The following is a 21,431-nucleotide window of genomic DNA, read 5'->3' as shown; positions in this document are numbered from 1 at the left end:
TCAATGTTTCGCTACTTCCCCACCAACTACGTCTGGGATCTCTCGGTCAATCTCGCCATCGAGATGGGCGCCAAAATGGGCGAGATCCAGGAGATGTGCGCGCCGCTGCAGGAGGCCGCAAAACAGCCCGACGCCGCCGGCTCGCAGGCCTTCCGCGCCACCTGGGTACGCATGGCAGACAAGCTGTGCGAACTGGCCGAAGAAGACGAGGCGCGCGGCCGCCTGATCTCGGCCGGCGACAAGTACGGCCGCGCCGCCACCTACTACCTGACCGCCGAGCGCCTGCAGGCCCACGGCGCGGAGGGCCGCGTCGCGCTGTACCGGCGCTTCCTCGACGTGTTCGCCAAGGGCATCGCGCTGGCCGGCGAAAACTGCGAGCGGGTCGAGATCCCCTACGGCGACGCGCACATCTCCGGCCTGTACGTGCGGGCCGAAGGCGTCAGCGGCCGCGCGCCGCTGCTGGTGCAGCTGAACGGCCTCGATTCGACCAAGGAGATGAAATACCGCGTCGGCCTGCCGCGCTGGCTGGCGCAGCGCGGCGTGTCCTCGCTGATCATCGACCAGCCGGGCACCGGCGAAGCCCTGCGCCTGCACGGCATGACGGCCGTCTACAACACCGAGGTATGGGCCAGCAAGGTGGTCGACTGGCTGGAGACGCGCGGCGACGTCGATCCCAAGCGCATCGGCTGCGAAGGCGTGTCGCTGGGCGGCTACTACTGCCCTCGCGCGGTGGCCTTCGAGCCGCGCTTCGCCTGCGGCGTCGTGTGGGGCGCCAACCACGACTGGCGCGACGTGCAGAAAAAGCGCCTGCAGAAGGAAGGCAGCTTCCCGGTGCCGCACTACTGGGCACACGTGCAGTGGGTCTGGGGCGCGAAGGACATGGACGACTTCATGAAGATCGCCGAGAACGTGCACCTGGACGGCGTGATCGAGCGCATCAAGGTGCCGTTCCTGGTCACCCACGGCAGCAAAGACTCGCAGATCCCGCTGCACTGGGCCGAACGCACCTACGAACAGCTGGTCAACAGCCCGAAACGCGAGCTGAAGATCTTCACCGAACGCGAAGGCGGCGTGCAGCACTCCAGCTTCGACAACTCCGCCAATGCCGGCGCCTACATAGCCGACTGGGTCGCCGAGACCCTGGGCGGGCGAGTATCCCTCTAACCACAAGGAATCACACATGAATATCATCGGACCAGATGCACTCGTTTTCGGCGTCGACGACGTCGCCGCCTGCAGCCAGTACCTGACCGACTACGGCCTGACGCCGGTCGGCGTCACGGCCGCCGGCGGCCGCTTCGAAGCGCTGGACGGCACCGCCATCGTCATCGCCCACCAGGACGACGCCTCGCTGCCGCCGCCGCTGCCGACCCGCACCATGCTGCGCAAGACCGTCTACGGCGTGGCCGACAGCGCCACGCTGGGCGCCATCGCCGAAGAACTGGGCAAGGACCGCGAAGTGCGCCGCCTGCCCGACGGCTCGATCGAAAGCACCGACGACTCGGGCTTCGTGCTGGGCTTCCAGGTCAGCGTGCGGCGGACCATTTCGCTGGCGGCGGAAACCATCAACGCGCCGGGCGCTCCGGCGCAACGCGGCGCCAACGTGGTGGCGGTGAGCGAACAAGCCGTGATCCAGCCGCGCACCTTGTCGCATGTGGTCTACTTTGTTCCGGATACGGACAAGGCGGAAGCGTTCTATATCGAACGCCTCGGTTTCCGCTGCACCGACCGCCTGGGCGGCGCAGGTCCCTTCCTGCAGCCGGCCGGCACGCTGGACCACCACACCCTGTTCCTGATCAAGACCCCGCCGTTCATGCAGGGCGTGGAGCACTTCACCTTCCACCTGGGCGGACCGAGCGAATTGATGCAGGCCGGCACCCGCTTCGTCGACAAGGGCTATCAGTCGTTCTGGGGGCCGGGCCGCCACAAGTTCGGCTCCAACTGGTTCTGGTACTTCAACAGCCCGTTGGGTTGTCACGTCGAGTACGACGCCGACATGGACCTGCACGACGCCGACTGGCAACCGCGCACCGTGCCGATGAGCGCCGACGCCTCGCAGCTGTTCCTGTTCCAGGCGCGCGACAAGTGGGCGCCATCCGGCCCGCCTCCCGGCGCCGCAGGCGCTCCACCAGCCGCGCACTAGGAGGGGCGCCATGCAGGCCTCCGACCTTCTGCTGTGCCGCCTGGAAGAACTGCCCGACGGCGAAGCGCGCGGCTTCGACCCGCTGGGCAGCGGCCAGGACAGCGTGCTGGTGGTGCGCCAGGGCGGGCGCCTGCATGCCTACCGCGACCTGTGCCCGCACTACGGCGACACGCCGATGGCGTGGCGCCGGCATGCCTATCTGAACGCTGAGCGCAGCCACATCGTCTGCGCGGCGCACGGCGCGCTGTTCGAGATCGACGGAGGCGCCTGCGTGCGCGGCCCGTGCCTGGGCCAGGCGCTGACGCCGGTGGCCATCGCCGTCAACGCCGCCGGCGAAGTCTGGCTGGCCGGCGATCCACAATAAAAAAAGCAGGAGACCACATGAAACCAATACGCTGGCGCCGGCTCTTGCCCCTGGCGCTGCTTCGGCCGCGACCCGCCCAAGGGCAGCGGCGCCAACTCGGCCTGCGCCCCCGGCTCCTGCTGGGCATGGGAGCGCTGATGCTGCTGTTCGGCGCCACCACGGTGCTGGCGCTGTGGCACCTGCAATCGGCGTCGGACCAGCTGCAGCGCATCGTCGAACGCGACGCCCGCCGCGCCGACCTGGCGCACCGGCTGCAGACCGCGCTGCTGGACATCGGCATGCAGGAACGCACGCTGCTGCCGATGACCGATGCCGAGGACCTGAAAGCGCAATCCGCGCTGCTGCGTCAAGCCAAGGCGGGCTACGACCGCACCGAGGCCCAACTGGCGGCGCTGCCGGCCGAAGCCGGCGAAGAGGAACCCACGCTGGCCGGCCAGCTGGCCGCCATCCGCGCGGTGCGCGCCGAAATCGCCCCGGTGCATGAGCGCGCGATGGATCTGGTGGTGCAGGGCGCCGGCGCCGAGGCGGCGTTCGCCCTGCTGCTGCAGACCGAGCGCGCGGAGCAGCAATGGCGTGAGCGCATCGCCGCCATCGTCACCCGGATCGGCCGCAGCAACGAGGCGGTATACCTGCAGGCCAGGCAGCGCGCGCAACAGGCCCGCACCCTGCTGCTGTCGGCGCTGGCGTTGGCGACTGCCGCCAGCCTGCCATTGGCGCTGGGCCTGGCGCGCAACATCACGGTGCCGGTGGCCGAGGCGACCAGGGTGGCCGAATCAATCGCCGGCGGCGACCTGGCGTCGGCGATCCAGGTCCGGCGCGCGGACGAACTGGGACGGCTGCTGGGCGCGATCGGCGGCATGCAGGACAAGTTGCGCCGTATTGTCGGCGGGCTGGACGCCTCGGCCGGTGCGATCGCCGGCGCCAGCAGCGCGATCGCCGTCAGCAGCCGCGAACTGTCCGAACGCACCGAGCAAACCGCATCGGGACTGCGCCAGACCACCGCCGCCATGCTCGACCTGGCGGCCATGGTGACCCGCAGCGCCGAGGCGGCCCAGCTGGCGAAGACGCAGACCGACAGCGTGCGGCGCCAGGCGCAGGACGGCGGCAACGCGATGGCGCAGGTCACGGCGGGCATGGAGGGCATCCGCCAGACCACCCGCAAGATCGACGACATTGTCGGCATCATCAGCGGCATCGCCTTCCAGACCAATATCCTGGCGCTGAACGCCGCCGTGGAAGCGGCACGCGCCGGCGAACATGGGCGCGGCTTCGCGGTGGTCGCGGCCGAGGTCCGCACACTGGCCCAGCGCGCCGCCGGCGCCGCGACCCAGATCGGAAGCCTGAGCCGCGAGGCGGACAGCCGCATCGCCGCCAGCAGCGCGCAGGTGGCTCATGCGGCGGCCAACGCCGACACGCTGATGACGATGAGCGACGGCGTGGCGGCGCTGGTCAGCGACATCTCCGGCGCCGCCATCGAGCAGAACGCCAGCCTGCGCGAGATCGGCACCGTATTGAGCCAGCTGGACGCGATGACGCAGCAGAACGCCGCCATGGGCGCGGCGTCGGTCGATACCGCCACCGTGCTCGGCACCGAAGCGGGACGGCTGGTCGGCCTGGTACAGCTGTTCCAGGCACCACAGCCATCGATCGTATCGATATAAGCCATGCATTTAATCAATTTTACAAATAAGGCCTGAATCCGCACACTAGACCTACAGCATCGCAAAACAACAATCATTGAACCAATGGAGACCCACATGACATCCCCTGCACAAAACATCCTGATCATCGGCGGCGGCTTTTCCGGCATGGCCGCGGCCATCCAGCTGCGCAAGCAGGGCCTGGCCGTGGAGGTGGCGGAGATCGATCCCGGCTGGCGTTCCTACGGTGCCGGCATCAGCCTGGGCGGCGCCACGCTGCGCGCCTTCAAGACGCTGGGCATCCTCGAACAATTCATGGCGCAAGGCTCGGCCGCCGACGGCGTCGACCTGTTCCTGCCGCATGGCCAGCAGATCGCCGTACTGCCGACGCCACGCCTGGCCGGACCCGAAATCCCCGGCGGCGGCGCCATCATGCGTCCGGTGCTGGCCAAGATACTGGCCGACGCCACCATCGCCAGCGGCGCCAAAGTGCGCCTGGGTTGCACCTTCACCGCGCTGCGCCAGCACGCCGACGGCGTCGAGGTCACCTTCACCGACGGAGAAACGCGCAACTACGACCTGGTGATCGGCGCCGACGGCCTGTATTCCAAGGTGCGCGAGGCGGTGCTGCCGGAAGCGTCGCAGCCGCAGTACACCGGCCAGTGCGTGTGGCGCGCGGTGCTGCCGCGGCCAGCCGAAGTGGAACGGGCCATGATGTGGGTCGGCCCCAAGATCAAGACCGGCGTCAATCCGGTCTCGCGCGACCAGATGTACCTGTTCGTCACCGAAGACCGCGCCGACAACGTGCAGATCGATCCGAAGCAGTTCGCGTCCATGCTGTCCGAGCTGCTGGCGCCCTTCTCCGCGCCGCTGATGCAGCAGTGCCGCGCCGCGCTCAACGAAGACTCGCAGATCGTCTACCGCCCGCTGGAGCAGTTGCTGGTGTGGCAGCCATGGCACAGCGGCCGCGTGGTGCTGATCGGCGACACCGTGCACGCCACCACGCCGCACATGGCCTCCGGCGCCTGCATCGGCATTGAGGACGCCATCGTGCTGGCCGAGGAACTGGGCAGCGCCGCCAGCGTCGAACAGGCGCTGACGCAGTTCGAGGCGCGGCGCTGGGAGCGCTGCCGCATGGTGGTGGAGAACTCGGGCCGGCTGGGCGAGATCGAGATCACCGGCGGCGACAAGGCCGAGCACGCGCAGATCATGCGCGACACCCACATGGCGCTGGCCGCGCCGATCTGAGCGCGGGAGCCTGCCATGGATAATCACGACAAGCTTGACGAACGCTGGCCCGGCCGCATCGCGCTGATGGTGGCGCACTGCGCCGGCATGGTGGACCTGGTGGCGTTGCCGGTATGGGTCGGCACGCTGATCACCCGCTACGGCTTCGATCCGCAACGGGCCGGCGCGCTGGCCACGCTGTTCCTGCTGGGCGCCGTCGGCTGCAGCCTGGTATGCGCGCCGCGCTTCCACCGGCTGCGCGCCAATGTGGTGGCGCCGTGCGGCTTCGCGCTGGCCGGTATCGCTTTCTTCGCCGCGGCCCAAACCAGCGACTTCACGTTGATGGCGGTGCTGCACGCGCTGGCCGGCGCGGCGGCCGGCAGCGCCCTCAGCATGGCGCACGGCACCATGGGCCGCGGCCGCAATCCGCACCGCATGTTCGCGCTGGCCGGCATGGCGCTGGGCATATTCGCGATCGCTTTCCTCGGCCTGACGCCCGTCCTGGTGGCCGCCGGCGGCGGCCCGGTGCTGTTCCGCGTGTTCGCCGCGGTGATGCTGGTGGCAGCCGTGGTCACGGCCGTCGCCTTTCCTGCGGGTCCTGTCGCCCCCGCCGCCGGCGCCCGGACCGGTCACGCCGCCGGCGCCGGCGGCATCAGCGCGGCGGTCTGGTTTGCCGCGCTGGGCATCAGCTGCATGGGACTGGTGCAGGCCATGATGTTCAGCTTCCTCGAACGGATAGGCGCGGACCGCGGCTTCGCGCCCGCCGCCGTCACCGGCGTGCTGATCGCGCTGGGCTTCGTCAACCTGATCCCGGCGCCGCTGGCGGCGCTGCTGCAACGGCGCTGGCCCGCGCATCTGGTGGTGTTGGGCGGACCGGTGGCGCAGGCTGCGCTGGCGGTGACCATCGCCGGCAGCACAGGCTACCTGCCTTACGCCGTCGCCGGCGCCATGTTTGCCGCCGTGATGATCTTCACCCACACCTTCGCCTTCGGACTGGTGGCGCAGCTCGATCCGGGCGGCCGCGCGCTGTCGGCCACGCCCGCCATGCTGATGGTGGGCGCCGCCATCGGCCCCGTGCTCGGCGGCACCCTGGTCAAGCACGCCGGCTACGGGGTGCTTGGCAGCGCCGCCGTACTGCTGGCCATCGCTGCGGTCTACTGCTTCGCGCAGGCCGGCCGCCGCCGCGCCGTCGTGCTTTCCTGATGATAGAAACTGGAGTTCCCCTATGACCTTCCCCCCGATACACCGCGTCGTCACCGGCCATGACGCAGCCGGCAAAGCCATCGTCAGCACTGAGGGCGCGCTGCCCACCGTGGTCGAACTGTCGGCCATACCCGGCACCGTGTTCCACGAAGTCTGGAGCACGGCCGCCACGCCGGCACCGGCCGACAACGGCCCCGATCCCACCACCGGCCCGCTGACGCTGCCGCCGCCGAAGCTGGGCACGCGGTTGCGTTTCGTCGACATCCCGCCTGATACCGCCGAATTCCTGGCACGTGGCGCGGCACGGATGCAAGAAGCTTTCACCGAGGTCGGCGACGCCGCAGCATCGACGGTACGCGCCCACTCGCCGCACCCGCTGATGCACCGCACCGAGTCGGTCGACTACGGCATCGTCATCGAAGGCGAACTGACGCTGGTGCTCGACGACTCCGAAGTGCAGCTGCATCCCGGCAGTGTGGTGATCCAGCGCGGCACCAACCATGCCTGGGCCAACCGTTCGCAGCGGCCCTGCCGCATCTTGTTCATGCTGATCGACGGTGCCTACGATCCAGCCATCGCCACCGCGCTCGCGGCGCGCTGAGCTCAACCAACATACAGACACTGACCATGAAATTCGCTACCCTGCAAGACCGCACGTTGGACGGCCGCCTGCTGCTCGTTTCGCGCGACCTGACCCGCTGCGTCGAAGCCGGCGACCTCGCCCCTTCCCTGCTGTACGCGCTGCGGCACTGGAACGACGTCGAGGCCGGCCTGCGCGAGCGCTACGACGCGCTCAACGCCGGCCAACTGGCCGGCCAGCCCTTCGAACCCTGCCTCTGCGCGGCGCCTCTGCCGCGCAGCCCGCAATGGTGCGACGGCTCCGCCTTCCTCAATCACGCCCACCTGATGGCGCAAGCGTTCGACACCCCGCCCATCCCCGACCTGGACACCATTCCGCTGATGTATCAGGGCGCCAGCGACGACTTCCTCGGCCCGCACGACAAGGTGCCGCTGCCCAGCGAAGCCGACGGCATCGACTTCGAGGGCGAATTCGGCGTCATCGTCGACGCGGTGGCGATGGCCAGCACGCCGGCCGAAGCGCTGACGTCGGTGCGGCTGGTGGTACAGCTGAACGACTGGAGCCTGCGCGCCATGGGCCCGCGCGAAATGCGCACCGGCTTCGGCTTCCTGCAAGCCAAGCCGTCGACCAGCTTTGCCCCGGTGGCCGTCACGCCCGACGAACTGGGCAACGCCTGGCAGGACGGCCGCGTGCACCTGCAACTGGAAGTGGAATGGAACGGCGAGCGCTTCGGCCAGCCGCACGGTGGCGAAATGAGCTTCGGCTTCGGCGACCTGATCGCCCACGCGGCGCGCACGCGGCGGCTCACGCCCGGCACCATCATCGGCACCGGCACCGTATCGAACGCCAGCCGCGCTGCGGGTTCGGCCTGCATCGCGGAGCGGCGCGTGATCGAAATCATCGACCAGGGCGCCGCCCGCACGGGCTTCATGCGCTTTGGCGACAAGGTCCGCATGGAGGCGCGCTGGCCCGGCGGCGGCCACGGTCCGTTCGGCGTCATCGAGCAACAGGTGGTACGCGCGGAGCGCGCGGCATGAGTCATATCGTGATCACCGGCGCCAACGGCTTTGTCGGCCGCGCGCTGGTGCGCCGCCTGCAGGAAGATCCAAAGCTTCAGTTGACGCTGATCGACCAATCGTTCGACAGCGCGCCGGCCGGCCCGAATACACGACGGGTCCTCGGCTCGTTCGGCGATCCCGCCGTGCTGGATGACGCGCTGCGCCTGCCGGCCGACATCGTGTTCCACCTGGCCAGCGTGCCCGGCTCTCTGGCCGAGCGCGAACACGCGCTGGGCTACCAGGTCAACCTGCAGGCCACGCTGACGCTGGCCCACCGGCTGGCCGCGCAAGGCCGCAAACAACGGCGTGCGTCACGCTTCGTGTTTGCCAGTTCGGTCGCGGTCTATGGTCCGCTCGGCGCGGACGCGGTGCATGAAGACCAGCCGGCCCGGCCGGCGATCAGCTACGGCGCCCACAAGCTGATGGCGGAAATCGAACTGGCCGACTTGAGCCGGCGCGGCGAGCTGGACGCGGTCAGCCTGCGGCTGCCGGGCATCGTAGCCCGGCCGGCGGCCGAAACGGGCCATGGCTCGGCCTTCATGAGCCTCGTCATGCACCGGCTGGCGGCCGGCGAGCCGTATGTCTGCCCGGTGTCGGCGCAGGCGACCGCCTGGTGGATGTCGCTGCCCTGCTGTGTCGACAACCTGCTGCACGCGGCGGCGATGAGCACCGCCGAAGCGCCCGCGTCGCGCTGCTGGCAACTGCCCGTACTACACCTCAGCATGGAGCAGCTCCTGGCGGCGCTGGTGGAGCGCTATGGTGCGCGCTGCCGACAGCTGATCAGCCATCAGCCGGACCCGCGGATCGAAGCGCTGTTCGGCAACTACCCCGCGCTGCGCACGCCGGCCGCGCTGGCCGCCGGCTTCCGCCATGATGGAGATGCGGCCCGGTTGATCCAGCGGGCCCTCGCACCCACGCCTTAAAAGACGCCAGCTTGACGGCGGCCCGGCGCGACTGCGCATCCGGGCCGCCGCGCTTCACTTCTTCACCGGCGCTATGCTCACCGGCAGCTCGGTGCCCAATCCCTGGGCGCGCGCGCGAGTGAGCAGCATTTCCGCCGTCGCGACATCCTGCAAAGCCGAGCCCACCGATTTATAGACGACGATATCGCCCGCCGAACGCCGGCCCGGCACGCGCTGGCCGATCAGGTCCGCCAGCGCGTGCAGCTTGTGGCCGAATTCAACGCCGTCGCGTGTCGCGGCGATCAGGTCGCCCGTATCATGGACCACCTCCTCGACCATGTCCGCCACGATCAGCGCGGCGCGGCGTATCACCTCCACATCGACCTCGCGCTGTTCCGGCAACGTCGATCCAATTGACACCACCGTCATGCCCGGCTCCAGCCATTCGCCCAAAAGCACCGGCAATTCGTCGCGCGAGCGCGCGGCGCAAATCACCACGTCGGCGCCTTCGAGCGCCTGCTGCGGCGTGCCGGCCGCGCGCACGTCCAATCCAAGCGTCGCCTTGAAATCATCGGCGAAGCGCTGGCGGCTGGCCGGTGTCGGACTGAAGACCGCGACCGAGCGGATCTCGCGCGCCGCATGCAGCGCCTGCAGCTGCGAGCGCGCCTCGAAGCCGGAACCAATCATCGCCACCCGCAGCGGACGTCGCGGCGCCAGCGCGTCCACCGCCAGCGCCGCCGTGGCCGCGGTGCGGATGGCGGTGATCTGGTTGCCGTCGATGAGCGCCGCCAGCGCCATCGTATGGGCGTCGAACAGCGACACCAGATAGCTGGCGCAGCCGGCGCGGGGCGAGGCGGCAATCTGCTTGCTGCCCATATGGCCGCCGGTTGGCGACACCGCGCTCAGGCCGCGCAGCCATATGCCGTCGCCGCGCGCCATCGAACGGGGCGGCACCATCTGTGCCTTCATCGGCGCCGCATAGGCGGCACGCAGCGCCTCGATGGCCGCAATCCAGTCATGCAGCGCACTGACATCGCGGTCGGTTAAAAACAAGGTGGACATGGGGTAGGACTCCTATCGGTTGAATGACAGGCATACCTTAGCGGCAGGCGCCACGCCGGGGAAGCGCGGTGGCGGCATAGCAGCATTGGCAAATCCGGATACCGGCCGCCGCGCGCCGCGTTCAGCCGGCAAACAGGGAGGCGATCAACTGCGAGACGGCGCGCGTGGCCAGGGTGTGGGGACGATGCTGCGTGGTGCCCAGCACGATGCTGCGCTCCAGTTCCGGCTGGACGATGCGCGCCGCGCACAGCCTGTCGTCGCCGGATACCGTCTCCGCCATCGAGGCGACGATGGCGTACCCCGCGCCGGCGATCGCAAGTTCCCTCTGCAACGCGATGGTGTCGGCCTCCATCGCGACCGTCAGCCGCAGGCCGCGCTCGCGGGCCAGCGCGTCCAGGCGCTTGCGCAGCACATGCGGTTCGGCCGGCAGGATCAGCGGCATGCCGGCCAGCTCGGCGAAGGCGATGCGGCCATCGGCAAGCAAGGGATCGCCGGCGGGGCCGATCAGGTCGAGCGCCATGCTGCGCAGGCAGGTGGCGCCGGCGGCGGCCACCGGCCCTTCGCGCAGCAGCAGCGCCAGATCCAGCCGCCCGGCATCGAGCCACTCTTCCAACTGGGCGCTGGAGCCTTCCGCAAGATGCAGGCGGATGCGGGGGAACTGCTCGCGGGCGGCGCGGAACAGCCGGCCGGCAAACGCCGGCACCGATGAAGGCAGCAGGCCGACATGCACCTCGCCGATGGGAATGCCGTTGGTGGTCAGGATCTCGTCGGCCAGCCGGTCGGAATCGGCGATCAGGGGCAGGATGCGGGCGTGAACAATCTGGCCGAATTCGGTCAGCACCACGCCGCGCCCCGTGCGCCGGAACAGCTTGCCGCCGCATTGCGTTTCCAGCTGCGCGATCTGGCGGCTGATGACCGATTGCGGCGCGTTCAGCGCGTCGGCGGCACGGGTCAGGCTGCCCAGCTGGGCAACGGTTGCAAACAGGTGCCAGCGGGGGTCGAGTATCGGCAGCATGGGGAAGCGATTTACCAGGATACACAAATATACTTGGATTCCAGGTACTCCAGCAAGCCATCATGTCCGCCTTCGCGTCCGACGCCGCTTTGCTTCCAGCCGCCGAACGGCGCCGCCGGGTCGGACACCACGCCCCGGTTGATGCCGACCATGCCGGCCTCGATGCGTTCCGACACCGCCAGCGCCTGGCCCAGGTCGCGCGAGTGCACAAAGGCCACCAGACCGAACTCGGTATCGTTGGCCAGCGCGATCGCCTCTTCCACCGTATCGAACACGCACACCGGCGCCACCGGCCCGAAGATTTCCTGCCGCAGGATGCTGGCATCGGGCCGTACGCCAGCCAGCAGCGTCGGCTCGTAGAAGTAGCCCCGCCCTTCCCTGGCCCGTCCGCCAGTCAGCACGGTGGCGCCCTGTTCGACCGCCTCCCCGACCAGCCGCGCCACCTTGTCCAGCGTGGCGCGATTGACCAGGGGACCCAGTTGCACGTTTTCGTCCAGGCCGGAACCGAGGCTGACCGCAGCCATCGCCGCGGCAAAGCGCCGGCAGAATTCCTCCGCCACCGGCCTGGCCACATAGAACCGGTTAGCCGCGGTGCACGATTCGCCGCCGTTGCGCAGCTTGGCGACCATGGCGGAGGCCACCGCCACGTCGAGATCCGCATCGGCCAGCACGATGAACGGCGCATTGCCGCCCAACTCCATCGAGCACTTGACCACATTGTCCGCCGCCTGTGCCAGCAGCATACGGCCGATTTCGGTCGAGCCGGTGAACGACAGCTTGCGCACCTTGGGGTCGCGCAGCATCGCGTTGACGATCCGGCCCGACTGGCGCGACGGCACCACGTTGATCACGCCTGGCGGCACGCCGGCCTCCGCGAACAGCGCGGCCATGGCCAGCGCGGTCAGCGGCGTTTCGGACGCGGGTTTCAGCACCACCGTGCAGCCGGCGGCCAGCGCCGGGCCGATCTTGCGGGTCGCCATCGCCGCCGGAAAATTCCACGGGGTGACGAAGACCGCCACGCCGATCGGCTGGCGCAGCACCACGATGCGGTTGGCGCCGCCCGGCGCGGTGGAGACTTCGCCGCTGATGCGCACCGCCTCTTCCGCGTACCAGCGCAGGAACTCGGCGGCGTAGCTGACTTCACCGCGCGCCTCGGCCAGCGCCTTGCCGCTTTCCAGTACGATCAGGCGCGCGAATTCCTCCCTGCGCTCGATCAGCAGTTCGAACGATTTGCGCAGCACTTCGCCGCGCTGGCGTGGCGGCGTGGCGGCCCACGCCTTGCCTGCCGCGTGCGCGGCGGCCACCGCGTCCAGCGCGTCGTCGACGGTGGCGCTGGCCACGCTGGCCAGCACCTCTTCGGTGGCCGGATCGGTGACGTCAAAGGTGGCGCCGTCGGCGGCCTGGCGCCAGGCGCCGTTGATGTACAAGCCCTTGGGGACCTTGCTGACTTCAGGATATGACATGGGGCGTCCTCGGTGATGGCGTCAGGATGGATGGCGGCCGATGAGGAACTGGCTGTCCGCATCGCTGGTCGGCGTGACGCCGGAGGCGGCAAGGCCCTGGCGCAGCATCTTCATCAGGCGGTCCGGCACCCGCATGGCAGGCGCCCGCAGCGGGCCGCCGTTGAAGCCGGCCAGCCAGTCCTGGTATTTCCACATGCTGCGATTGAGCACGCCGGTGCCGCCGGCATAGGTCTGGGCCGCCGCGCCGTTCGCGTTGCGCGCCGGCGCCATCTGCCAGAACAGCTGCATCGCTTCCTCCCAGCTGCCCTTGCGCGCCAGCTCGAAAGCCTTGGGGTAGTAGCCGCCCATCCATTGCGTATTGCTGGTGCCGGAGAATTGCAGATCCATGAGGCTCATCATCGGAATCGCGTCGCCCTCGATCGGGCAGCTGATCACGACTTCGTCGCGAAAATGGTGCCACATCTCGCACAGGCCGGATACCAGCGGGAAGCCCTGCTCCGACTTGATCGCCACGATGTTGGGGATATCGTCCAGCAGCCTGCGCACGAATTCGACCGGCATCCCGGCCGGGTGCACCCGCTCGAAACCCCACAGCGGGATCGGGAACAGCATCACCGCCAGGTCGGTGGCGTCGCAGAAGGCCTTGGTGTAGTCGTAGATCTCCTGCAAGGTCGTCGGCCAGAACTGCGGCGGATAGGACAGCAGCACGATGTCGGCGCCGGCCTTCTCGGCCAGCTTGACCGCCTCGATGTTTTCCTGCAGGGTGCCGAAGGCGGCGTGGAAGAACAAGCCCATGCGGTCGCCCGCCGTATCCCTGGCCCAGGCCGTGAATTGGGCATTTTCTTCCGGCGTGATCGCCACTTCCGAACATAGCAGGGTATAGCTGTAGCCGTATTCCATGGCCAGCCCGATGTCGTGGCGGATGCCTTGTTCATTGAGCAGCTTCAGGTCCGCGCTGTAGCTGGGAATGGTGACGCCGCTGCAGCCCACCAGGTGTTGGCGCGCCCAGGCGCGCGCGTCTTGCTTGCGATACTTAGCCATCTTGCCTCCGGTTGTGAGTTGTCCCATGCAACGCATCTTAGGAGACGTGACGAAGCCCGGTAAGGCCGCACTCAGGAAAGCAGACATGACGGTTTTGCTATATCTGCCGGTCCCTGAACGCCGTTACCGAAGGCCAGGCCCCACAGTCCGTCGATGGCGATGTTACTGCCGTCCGCCTTCTTCAGCAGGCCGGCCGACGCGCCGGTGTTCGGATCGTAGGCCTGCACCAGGCCATCGCCGAAGTTCCCCACCAACAGCTTGCCGCTATACGTGCCGAAATTGGCCGGCGCCATCGCGATGCCCCATGGCGCGTTCAGGGTGCCGCCGACCACCAGCTGCTTGATCAGCTTGCCCGCCGTGTCGAACATGTCGAGCACGCCGGAGCCGGGCTTCAACTCTTCGAAGTTCCCGGCATGCTTGGCAAAGATCACGTAGATGCGGTTATTGGCGAAATCGGTGGCGTAGATATAGTTGGCGCCGTAAAGCGTGGAGGTGTGGGTGCCGGTGCTGGCTACCCACACGTAACCGGCCGGATTGAAGGCGATGCCCCAGGCATCGACCAAATTGGCATACGTGTTCGGCGCGCGAGCGGCAGCTCACCGCCCGCTGCGCGACGAAAAATACACTATTTGCAGCTGAAGTTTGCCGCATCCTCGACGCTGCCGCTGCCGTTGTACTTGGCCACCTGCGGATAAGGACACAGCGGCCGGGTACGGGTGGCCGACCATGACGCCGGCACGTCGGCATTGGCCCCGCCGGCGTTGCCCGCGCCCCGTGCGCTGGCCACCACCCGTTCCGGCGCCTGCCCCTTCTCGACCCAGTTGACCAATGGCGTCAGCATGTCGAATTGGTCGGTGGCCGGCCCGCCCGAGCAATGGGTCATGCCAGGCACCCGGAAGAAGCGGGCGAAGCCGGAGGCATCGCCGCCGTTCGCGGCGCGCAGATTGTCGTACCAGGCCGTGGTGTCGTCGCTGGAGAAGATCGGATCGCTGGTGCCGTGGTACAGCATCATCTTGGCGCCGCGGTTCTTTACCGTGCTGTAGTCGGTCAGGTGCGGTGGCAGCATGAAGGACATCGCGCTTTCGGTGTAGGTGGCGTCCGTCGCGGCGACCTGCGCCAGCAGCGTATCGATGTTGGAGGTCAGCGCGAAGTTGGCGCCATTGAAGGTGGCCGGGTTCACCGGCGGCACCTTCCAGATCATCGCCACGGCGCCCGAATCCAGCTGCAGGGGACTGAAGAACTTCCAGAACGCCCAGTTGGGAGCGGCAACGCCCGCATCGTATGGGAAGCTCGAATAGAACTTGGTCTTGGTGCTGGTGACCGCGCCCGTGAACAGCTGCCCGATCGACGTCTTCTGCGCCGCGCTGAGACAGGTGCCGTCGCGGCCCTGTGCGCCGCAGGACGGCACGTCGCGATCGAGGCTGAAGGCGGCCTGGCAGGCGCCGGTATCCTGCACCAGGCCATCCTTGACGCCATCCAGCGCGTCGCACTTGTCCAGCACCGCGTTCGACACCAGCGCGCGTTCCGCCGGCGTGAAGCCGGTCGACAGGTCGCCCTGAGTGGTCGCCAGCGCCGCATAGGCCTGGCCGCCGGCGATGTTGGCGATGGCCGCCAGCGGCAGCCGGAAGCCCGGATCGCCGACCAGGTAGCCGTCGAACTGCTCGCCGTAGCGCGCCGCGGCCACCATGGTGTGGCGGCCGCCGTTGGAGCAGCCGCCGAAGTAGGAACGATCCGGTCCCTTGCCGTAGGCGGTCTGAATCGCGCTCTTGGCCATCGGCGCCAGCTTGCCCGATGCCTGGTAGCCGTAGTCCAGCCGCGCCTGCGGATCGAGGCCGAACAGCGGCGTCGCCGCGCCGTGGCCGGCGTCGGAACTGATCACGGCAAAGCCCTGGTTCAGCGCGTTGTCCAGCTGTCCGCCGCCGCCGACGTCACCCGTGGCCGTGACGACCGAGCCGTCAAGGCCGCCGTTGGCCTGGTAGAAGAAGCGTCCGTTCCAATCCACCGGCAGCCGCATTTCGAAGCCGATCGCGTAGTTTTGACCGTCGACCGGGCCGACACGCTGGTACATCGATCCCTTTACCAGGCAATGCGCAGGCACCGGCTTGCCGGCGACCGTCAGCACGCCGGCAGCCACCGAGGCCGCGCTGGCGATCGTCGTGTTGGGGTAAGAGATCCGGCTGGCCAGGTCGGTGCAGGAGGCCAGCTTGGCGCCGCTGGCCGCGGTCAGCTGCGGCAGCGTCGCCGTACCGCCGGGTATGGCACCGCCGTCGCCGCCGCAGGCATTCAGGACCGCCGTCGACAGGCAAAGCGCCGCCAGCGGCGCGCCGTTCAAGACACGTCGTTTGATTGTCATCACTGATCTCCTTAGTTAGGGCTGACGTCGCGCAGCACTGCGATAGGCTCGTTCACCAGCTTGCCGTTGACCTTCTTCACTTCGCGGATGTACATGTTCTGCACGATGTCGCGCGTGGCCGGATCGATGCTGATCGGTCCGCGCGGACTGTCGCGCTTCATACCCGCCAGCACCTGCATCGCCTTATCGCCGGTGACGGCGCCGCCCAGCTTGCGGACGGTTTCGTAGATCATGCCCATGGTGTCGTAGGCCGCCACCGTGACGAAAGTGGCGGGCGGCCGACCCGGATTGGCCGTCGCGTAGGCTTTCAGGAAGGCCTTGTTGGCGTCATTGTCCAGCGTGGGCGCGTAGTTCAGCACCGTCACCGCGCCCAGCGCGCGGTCGCCCAGCGCTTCCAGCGTCGGTGTTTCGCTGGTCATGTCGCCTACCCCGAGGAACTTGATGCCGGCCTTGTCCAGTCCCTTGTCGCTGAAGGCTTTCAGCAGGCCGATGCCGTCCTCCACACCGGGCGCGAAGAAGAACAATGCGTCCGGCTTTTCATCCTTGATACGCTGGATGAAGGGCGAATAATCAGGATTGGCCAGCGGCGCCCGCGCCGAGCCCACCACCTTGCCGCCGCCGGCGCTGAACTCCTTGGTGAAGCGCGCCTCCGCATCCAGCCCGGTGCTGTAGTCGCTGACCAGCGTATAGACCTTGCCGATCTTGTTCTTGGCGGTCCAGGCACCGAACGGCCCGGTCATCTGGTGCATCGTCATGCTGGTGCGCAGCATGTACGGCGACTTGGCGGTGATGCCGTTGGTGACCGCGTTCATCACGATCATCGGCATCTTCGCCTGGGTGGCGATGGGCGCTACCGCCATGGCGCTGGGCGTCAGCGAAAAACCGATCAGGAAGCTGACATGCTCGCGCGTGATCAGCTCCTGGGCCGCCCGTTTGGACTGGTCGACATTGGTGCCGCCGTCGTCGCGGTAGATGATCTCGATCTTCCTGCCGGCCACCTGGTCGCCGTATTGCTGCAGATAGGTCTTGATGCCGTCCTCGAACGGCTTGCCGGTGTTGGCGAACGGCCCGGTGAGCGCGGCTATGACGCCGATGCGGATGGGTTCCTGGGCCTGGACCGAACCGGCGGCCAGATGCAAGCCGGCCGCCAGTACAGTGATAAGTACGCTGCGTTTCATCGTGTCTCCTCGATGGATGGTTTTAGAACAACTAGTTATGTTTTATAATGATTATAGACTATACGCATTTTCAAAAGATTGCAAGCGGCAGGATGGCCGCGACGCCGCTTCTTTGTTAGAATCGGAGCATGACCAATAAGCCCAAGAACAGGAAACCGGAATTGACCGACGCCGTCCACGAGGCGGCTGAGCAGCCGCTGGACCAGAGCACGCTACTGGGGCTGGTGGGATATAACTGCCGCCGCGCCTACATCAACATCATGCCGGTGTTCGAAAAGCGCATGGCGAAGTATCAGCTGCGGCCGGTGGATTTCAGCGTGCTAAGCCTGCTCAAGGCCAATCCCAACATCAACCAGAAGCGGCTGTCGGATGCGGTCAACGTGTCGCCGCCCAATCTGGCCATCCTGCTCGACAGGCTGCAGGAGCGCGGCCTGCTGCTGCGCCAACGCAGTCCGCTGGACCGCCGCTCGCAGACGCTGGTGCTGACGCCCGCTGGCCTGAGCATGTGCACCAAGGCGGAAAAGACCGCCAGCGATCTGGAAGCGGATGCGACGGCCGCGCTGACCGACGCCGAGCGCGCGCAGCTCATCAAGCTGCTGCAGAAGATCTACATGGAGTGATCAGGGTTCGCCCTGCTGGAGCTTCTTCATCCGGTAGGACAGCTGCGGCCGCGTCAGGCCCAGCATGCGCGCCGCCGCCGACAGGTTGCCGTCGGCCCGCTTCACCGCCGCCAATATCAGCGTGCTTTCCAGATGGTCCAGCGACCAGTCCTGCTCCTGTGCCGACGCCTGCCGCCGCAACATGTCGGGCAGCACATCGAGCAGCGCACCGCTGGGTTGCGACTCCGGCGCGGTTGCGCCGTGGCTGGTCAGGCGTCCCGTCTGCGCCAGCGAAAAATACGAGGTCTGCGACTCCTCGCCACTGGTGAACAGGTGCGGCAGGTCGATCGGCCCATCCTCGTCGGCGAAGATGACGCCGCGCTCGACCAGGTTTTGCAGCTCGCGGATATTCCCAGGGAAGTGGTAGTTGAGCAGCGCATCGACCGCGCGCGCCGTGAAGCCGGTCACACGGCGCTGATGCTTTTGGCCGTAGTGCCGCATGAAGTAGCCCATCAACAGCGGTATGTCGTCGCGCCGGTCACGCAGCGGCGGCAGGTGGATGGGGAAGACGTTCAGGCGGAAGAACAGGTCTTCGCGGAAGCGCCCCTGTCGGATCTCCTCGCGCAGGTCGACATTGGTGGCAGCCACCAGCCGCACGTCGACCTTGACGCTGCGCACGCCCCCTACCCGTTCGATCTCGCCTTCCTGCAGCGCGCGCAGCAGCTTGCCCTGCGCGACCAGGCTCAGGGTCCCGATCTCGTCGAGGAACAGCGTGCCGCCGGAGGCGCGCTCGAAGCGGCCGGGCCGCGACTGGCTGGCGCCGGTGAAGGCGCCGCGCTCCACGCCGAACAGTTCGGACTCGATCAGCGTCTCCGGGATCGCCGCGCAATTGACCGCCACGAAGGGCTGCTCCTTGCGGGCGCCGATCTGGTGCAGCATGTAGGCGAACAGCTCCTTGCCGACGCCAGACTCGCCGGTGAACAGCACCGTGGCGGCGGTCGGCGCCACGCGCTTGAGCATGTGGCAAGCCGCGTTGAAGGCCGACGACACGCCCACCATCTCCTTTTCCCCGTACGAACGTCCGTCGTCCCCCGGCAGCACCGCCGCCTGCTGGTGCTGCCCCGGGCCGCCGTAGGCCGTGGTGCTGACGAACGATTCCGCGTTCAGGAAGCGCAGGTCCTCTTCCACGTTGTCCCATTCGTCGGCCGGCTTGCCGATCAGGCGGCAGTGCTTGTGGCCCATCGACGTGCACTCGACCTCGCGATAGATGGTCAGCCGTCCGATCATCGCGCTGGTGTAGCCGATGGCGTAGCCGGTCTGCATCCAGCAGGCCGGCTCGGTGCCGATGCCGAAATCGGCGCTGTGCACCTCGGCCTCGCTCGAATGGTGCCACAGGAATTCGCCGTGATAGGTGCCGCGCTCGAAGTCGAATTCGAAATGCAGCGGTTCGACCTTCACCGCGCCTTCCAGCGAATGCATGCGCGGTCCCGCCGCGAACAGCGAGCCCGGCTCCGCGTCGGGCCAGCGTTCGCGCAGCAGCTGCGCATCGCGCGCGCCGGCCGAATAGCCGACCCGCGTCAGCAGGCCGCGCGTGCGCTCCGGGCCTATGCTCTCGATCAGCTCGCGCCGCAATGAGCCGAGCGACGTGATATGCAGCAGCTGCATGCGCTGGCCGTTGAGCCAGATGCGGCCGTCGCCCGGCGAGAAGTGCAGGCTTTGCGTCAGGTCGTCCAGCGTGGGCGCGGCGCCGGCCTTCAGGTGCTGGCTGTCGCCATGCTGCAGCATCTTGCCGCTGACGCGCGACATCTCCGCCAGCGATACGCGAGGGGGTTTGCTCATGTCTCCGCTTTCATCGTCTTTTACCAAATCATACATCGGCACTTCTCCCATTTGATCATTTCATCAATCGCCGGCACCTGTTCTTTTTTGCTGCGCTGCGCCACGCAAGGCCCGCAAAAATCGGCATGACGCCCGGCGCGGACAGCGCTTGGTGCGCCGCAATAACACCGCGCCACAACGAGCTGGCACACAACTTGTAATAGCTAAGGCAAGAGCGGCAAGCAGACCTTCATGCAACTAGCGTGCTAGCAGGCTGACTTCCCCACCATTCAACCTTCAACAGGAGACAGCATGACCAACGCGAATGCGCTTTTGCGTCCATCGATCTGGCAGGACCTGGTTTTCAACGGCGACTGGATCCCGGCCCACGGCGGCAGCCACACCTTCACCGAACCCGCGACGGGTGAGCAACTGGGCCGCGTCGGCCTGGCCGATGCCGACGACGTGGCCCGCGCCGCCACCGAAGCGCGCGCCGCGCAGGCCGCGTGGGCCGCCAGCGACTACAAGGAACGCGCCGCCATCTTCCGCCGCGCCGCCGCCCTGATCGCCGAACACCATGACGAGCTGTCGACCTGGATCCTGCGCGAGACCGGCGCGATCCGTCCCAAGGCGGATCTGGAATTGCGCGAGGCCGGCGCCCACCTGCTGGAAGCGGCCGCGATGCTGACCCAGCCCAAGGGCCAGTTGCTCGCCTCCGCCAGCGGCCAGATGAGCATCGCGCGGCGCGTGCCGCACGGCGTGGTGGGCGTGATCTCGCCGTTCAACTTCCCGCTGATCCTGTCGATCCGCTCGATCGCGCCGGCGCTGGCCACCGGCAACGCCGTGGTCCATAAGCCGGACCTGCAGACGCCGATCAGCGGCGGCGTGCTGATCGCCCGCATCTTCGAGGCGGCCGGCCTGCCCAAGGGCGTGCTGCACGTGCTGCCCGGCGGCGCCGAAGCGGGACAGGCGATGTGCAGCCATCCCGACATCGCCATGATCGCCTTCACCGGTTCCACCGCGGTGGGCCGCAGCATCGGCGAACTGGCCGGCCGCAACCTGAAGAAGATGTCGCTGGAATTGGGCGGCAAGAACTCGCTGATCATCCTCGACGACGCGGATCCCGACGTCGCCGCCGCCAACGTGGCCTGGGGCGCCTACCTGCACCAGGGCCAGATCTGCATGGCCTCCGGCCGCATCCTGCTCCAGCGCGGCATCGCCGACGCCGTGATCGAGCGCGTGGTGGCCAAGGCCAGGAACCTGCCGGTGGGCGACCCGATGAGCGGCCAGGTCGCGCTGGGGCCTCTGATCAACGCGCGCCAGGTGCAGCGCGTGCACGCCATCGTGCAGGACAGCGTGGCCGCAGGCGCCACCCTGCTGGCCGGCGGCACCTACGACAACCAGTTCTACCAGCCCACCGTGCTGACCGGCGCGCGTCCCGGCATGCGCTGCTTCGAGGAAGAGCTGTTCGGCCCCGTCGCCTCGATCACCGTGTTCGACACCGACCAGGAAGCCATCGCGCTGGCCTCCGCCACCACCGGCTGCCTGGCGCTGGGCGTGATCACGCCGACGCTGGCGCGCGCCATGCACATCGTCGACCGGGTGCCGGCCGGCCATGTCCACATCAACGACCAGACGGTGCTGGCCGAAGCGCACGCGCCGTTCGGCGGCGGCGGCACCTCGGGCAACGGCGGCCGTCATGGCGGCAGTTCCGACTGGGACGAATTCACCCAGTGGCAATGGCTGACGGTGAAGACCGAAGCACCGCGCTATCCCTTCTAACGA

Annotated in this window: 19 protein-coding genes; 11 read left to right on the top strand and 8 right to left on the bottom strand. The window is 67.9% G+C overall.

The annotated features are described in order from the left end of the window. Positions 1-3 precede the first annotated feature (3 nt). The 9 genes from ACSQ3S_RS14460 (at position 4) to ACSQ3S_RS14420 (ending at position 9,138) form a co-directional block, all read left to right on the top strand. Positions 4-1,164 (top strand): alpha/beta hydrolase family protein, encoded by a 1,161-nt coding sequence (locus tag ACSQ3S_RS14460; RefSeq protein ID WP_436142784.1) that lies wholly within the window; start codon positions 4-6, stop codon positions 1,162-1,164. Positions 1,165-1,180: 16 nt separating this feature from the next. Continuing rightward, a complete protein-coding gene (locus tag ACSQ3S_RS14455) occupies positions 1,181-2,143 on the top strand; it encodes a VOC family protein (protein ID WP_436142783.1) in 963 nt (320 codons plus the stop codon). A 10-nt stretch (positions 2,144-2,153) separates the two neighbouring features. Next, positions 2,154-2,507, top strand: a complete 354-nt coding sequence (locus ACSQ3S_RS14450) for a Rieske (2Fe-2S) protein (protein WP_413446482.1) — start codon at positions 2,154-2,156, stop codon at positions 2,505-2,507. Positions 2,508-2,524: 17 nt separating this feature from the next. Continuing rightward, complete coding sequence (locus ACSQ3S_RS14445) at positions 2,525-4,168, top strand: methyl-accepting chemotaxis protein (RefSeq protein ID WP_436142782.1); 1,644 nt, start codon at positions 2,525-2,527, stop codon at positions 4,166-4,168. A gap of 96 nt (positions 4,169-4,264) precedes the next feature. Continuing rightward, entirely contained in the window at positions 4,265-5,395 is a 1,131-nt protein-coding gene (locus tag ACSQ3S_RS14440; RefSeq protein ID WP_436142781.1) for an FAD-dependent oxidoreductase, read from the top strand. 15 nt (positions 5,396-5,410) lie between these two features. Further along, a complete protein-coding gene (locus tag ACSQ3S_RS14435; protein ID WP_436142780.1) occupies positions 5,411-6,577 on the top strand; it encodes an MFS transporter in 1,167 nt (388 codons plus the stop codon). Positions 6,578-6,599: 22 nt separating this feature from the next. Continuing rightward, positions 6,600-7,178: a cupin domain-containing protein gene (locus tag ACSQ3S_RS14430; protein ID WP_436142779.1), complete on the top strand. Its 579-nt coding sequence runs from the start codon at positions 6,600-6,602 to the stop codon at positions 7,176-7,178. A gap of 26 nt (positions 7,179-7,204) precedes the next feature. Then, complete coding sequence (locus tag ACSQ3S_RS14425; protein ID WP_436142778.1) at positions 7,205-8,194, top strand: fumarylacetoacetate hydrolase family protein; 990 nt, start codon at positions 7,205-7,207, stop codon at positions 8,192-8,194. Next, complete coding sequence (locus ACSQ3S_RS14420) at positions 8,191-9,138, top strand: NAD-dependent epimerase/dehydratase family protein (RefSeq protein ID WP_436142777.1); 948 nt, start codon at positions 8,191-8,193, stop codon at positions 9,136-9,138. The genes ACSQ3S_RS14425 and ACSQ3S_RS14420 overlap by 4 nt, the downstream gene beginning before the upstream one ends. 54 nt (positions 9,139-9,192) lie before the next feature. Here the strand turns inward: ACSQ3S_RS14420 and ACSQ3S_RS14415 are convergent, their stop codons facing one another. The 7 genes from ACSQ3S_RS14415 to ACSQ3S_RS14385 form a co-directional block, all read right to left on the bottom strand. Further along, positions 9,193-10,179: an ornithine cyclodeaminase family protein gene (locus ACSQ3S_RS14415; RefSeq protein ID WP_436142776.1), complete on the bottom strand. Its 987-nt coding sequence runs from the start codon at positions 10,177-10,179 to the stop codon at positions 9,193-9,195. Positions 10,180-10,300: 121 nt separating this feature from the next. Continuing rightward, entirely contained in the window at positions 10,301-11,194 is an 894-nt protein-coding gene (locus ACSQ3S_RS14410) for a LysR family transcriptional regulator (RefSeq protein WP_176650267.1), read from the bottom strand. A gap of 11 nt (positions 11,195-11,205) precedes the next feature. Then, positions 11,206-12,657, bottom strand: coding sequence for an NAD-dependent succinate-semialdehyde dehydrogenase (locus ACSQ3S_RS14405; protein WP_436142775.1), 1,452 nt, complete (start codon positions 12,655-12,657; stop codon positions 11,206-11,208). A 21-nt stretch (positions 12,658-12,678) separates the two neighbouring features. Beyond that, positions 12,679-13,698, bottom strand: coding sequence for a dihydrodipicolinate synthase family protein (locus ACSQ3S_RS14400; protein WP_436142774.1), 1,020 nt, complete (start codon positions 13,696-13,698; stop codon positions 12,679-12,681). Between the two features lie 71 nt (positions 13,699-13,769). Further along, positions 13,770-14,261, bottom strand: coding sequence for a TIGR03118 family protein (locus ACSQ3S_RS14395; RefSeq protein ID WP_436142773.1), 492 nt, complete (start codon positions 14,259-14,261; stop codon positions 13,770-13,772). A gap of 62 nt (positions 14,262-14,323) precedes the next feature. After that, entirely contained in the window at positions 14,324-16,051 is a 1,728-nt protein-coding gene (locus ACSQ3S_RS14390) for a tannase/feruloyl esterase family alpha/beta hydrolase (protein ID WP_413449584.1), read from the bottom strand. A gap of 11 nt (positions 16,052-16,062) precedes the next feature. Then, entirely contained in the window at positions 16,063-17,229 is a 1,167-nt protein-coding gene (locus ACSQ3S_RS14385) for an ABC transporter substrate-binding protein (RefSeq protein ID WP_353397726.1), read from the bottom strand. 128 nt (positions 17,230-17,357) lie between these two features. On the opposite strand from ACSQ3S_RS14385, the gene ACSQ3S_RS14380 reads away from it, so the two are divergent. Continuing rightward, positions 17,358-17,849, top strand: a complete 492-nt coding sequence (locus ACSQ3S_RS14380; RefSeq protein WP_353397723.1) for a MarR family winged helix-turn-helix transcriptional regulator — start codon at positions 17,358-17,360, stop codon at positions 17,847-17,849. Here ACSQ3S_RS14380 and ACSQ3S_RS14375 read toward each other — a convergent pair whose 3' ends face one another. Next, entirely contained in the window at positions 17,850-19,667 is a 1,818-nt protein-coding gene (locus ACSQ3S_RS14375) for a sigma 54-interacting transcriptional regulator (RefSeq protein WP_436142772.1), read from the bottom strand. Between the two features lie 291 nt (positions 19,668-19,958). On the opposite strand from ACSQ3S_RS14375, the gene ACSQ3S_RS14370 reads away from it, so the two are divergent. Then, positions 19,959-21,428, top strand: coding sequence for a benzaldehyde dehydrogenase (locus ACSQ3S_RS14370; RefSeq protein WP_176650260.1), 1,470 nt, complete (start codon positions 19,959-19,961; stop codon positions 21,426-21,428). The last annotated feature ends 3 nt before the right edge of the window (positions 21,429-21,431 follow it).

This window comes from Duganella sp. LjRoot269, from assembly GCF_964254095.1.
Classification (GTDB): domain Bacteria; phylum Pseudomonadota; class Gammaproteobacteria; order Burkholderiales; family Burkholderiaceae_D; genus Rugamonas; species Rugamonas hordei.
This window is presented reverse-complemented; position numbering and strand designations above follow the sequence as displayed.

Bases quoted from the DNA above. Each gene is read 5' to 3' on its own strand.
- ACSQ3S_RS14460 (WP_436142784.1), top strand. From the start codon at position 4: ATGTTTCGCTACTTCCCCACCAACTACGTCTGGGATCTCTCGGTCAAT.
- ACSQ3S_RS14455 (WP_436142783.1), top strand. From the start codon at position 1,181: ATGAATATCATCGGACCAGATGCACTCGTTTTCGGCGTCGACGACGTC.
- ACSQ3S_RS14450 (WP_413446482.1), top strand. From the start codon at position 2,154: ATGCAGGCCTCCGACCTTCTGCTGTGCCGCCTGGAAGAACTGCCCGAC.
- ACSQ3S_RS14445 (WP_436142782.1), top strand. From the start codon at position 2,525: ATGAAACCAATACGCTGGCGCCGGCTCTTGCCCCTGGCGCTGCTTCGG.
- ACSQ3S_RS14440 (WP_436142781.1), top strand. From the start codon at position 4,265: ATGACATCCCCTGCACAAAACATCCTGATCATCGGCGGCGGCTTTTCC.
- ACSQ3S_RS14435 (WP_436142780.1), top strand. From the start codon at position 5,411: ATGGATAATCACGACAAGCTTGACGAACGCTGGCCCGGCCGCATCGCG.
- ACSQ3S_RS14430 (WP_436142779.1), top strand. From the start codon at position 6,600: ATGACCTTCCCCCCGATACACCGCGTCGTCACCGGCCATGACGCAGCC.
- ACSQ3S_RS14425 (WP_436142778.1), top strand. From the start codon at position 7,205: ATGAAATTCGCTACCCTGCAAGACCGCACGTTGGACGGCCGCCTGCTG.
- ACSQ3S_RS14420 (WP_436142777.1), top strand. From the start codon at position 8,191: ATGAGTCATATCGTGATCACCGGCGCCAACGGCTTTGTCGGCCGCGCG.
- ACSQ3S_RS14415 (WP_436142776.1), bottom strand. From the start codon at position 10,179: ATGTCCACCTTGTTTTTAACCGACCGCGATGTCAGTGCGCTGCATGAC.
- ACSQ3S_RS14410 (WP_176650267.1), bottom strand. From the start codon at position 11,194: ATGCTGCCGATACTCGACCCCCGCTGGCACCTGTTTGCAACCGTTGCC.
- ACSQ3S_RS14405 (WP_436142775.1), bottom strand. From the start codon at position 12,657: ATGTCATATCCTGAAGTCAGCAAGGTCCCCAAGGGCTTGTACATCAAC.
- ACSQ3S_RS14400 (WP_436142774.1), bottom strand. From the start codon at position 13,698: ATGGCTAAGTATCGCAAGCAAGACGCGCGCGCCTGGGCGCGCCAACAC.
- ACSQ3S_RS14390 (WP_413449584.1), bottom strand. From the start codon at position 16,051: ATGACAATCAAACGACGTGTCTTGAACGGCGCGCCGCTGGCGGCGCTT.
- ACSQ3S_RS14385 (WP_353397726.1), bottom strand. From the start codon at position 17,229: ATGAAACGCAGCGTACTTATCACTGTACTGGCGGCCGGCTTGCATCTG.
- ACSQ3S_RS14380 (WP_353397723.1), top strand. From the start codon at position 17,358: ATGACCAATAAGCCCAAGAACAGGAAACCGGAATTGACCGACGCCGTC.
- ACSQ3S_RS14375 (WP_436142772.1), bottom strand. From the start codon at position 19,667: ATGAGCAAACCCCCTCGCGTATCGCTGGCGGAGATGTCGCGCGTCAGC.
- ACSQ3S_RS14370 (WP_176650260.1), top strand. From the start codon at position 19,959: ATGACCAACGCGAATGCGCTTTTGCGTCCATCGATCTGGCAGGACCTG.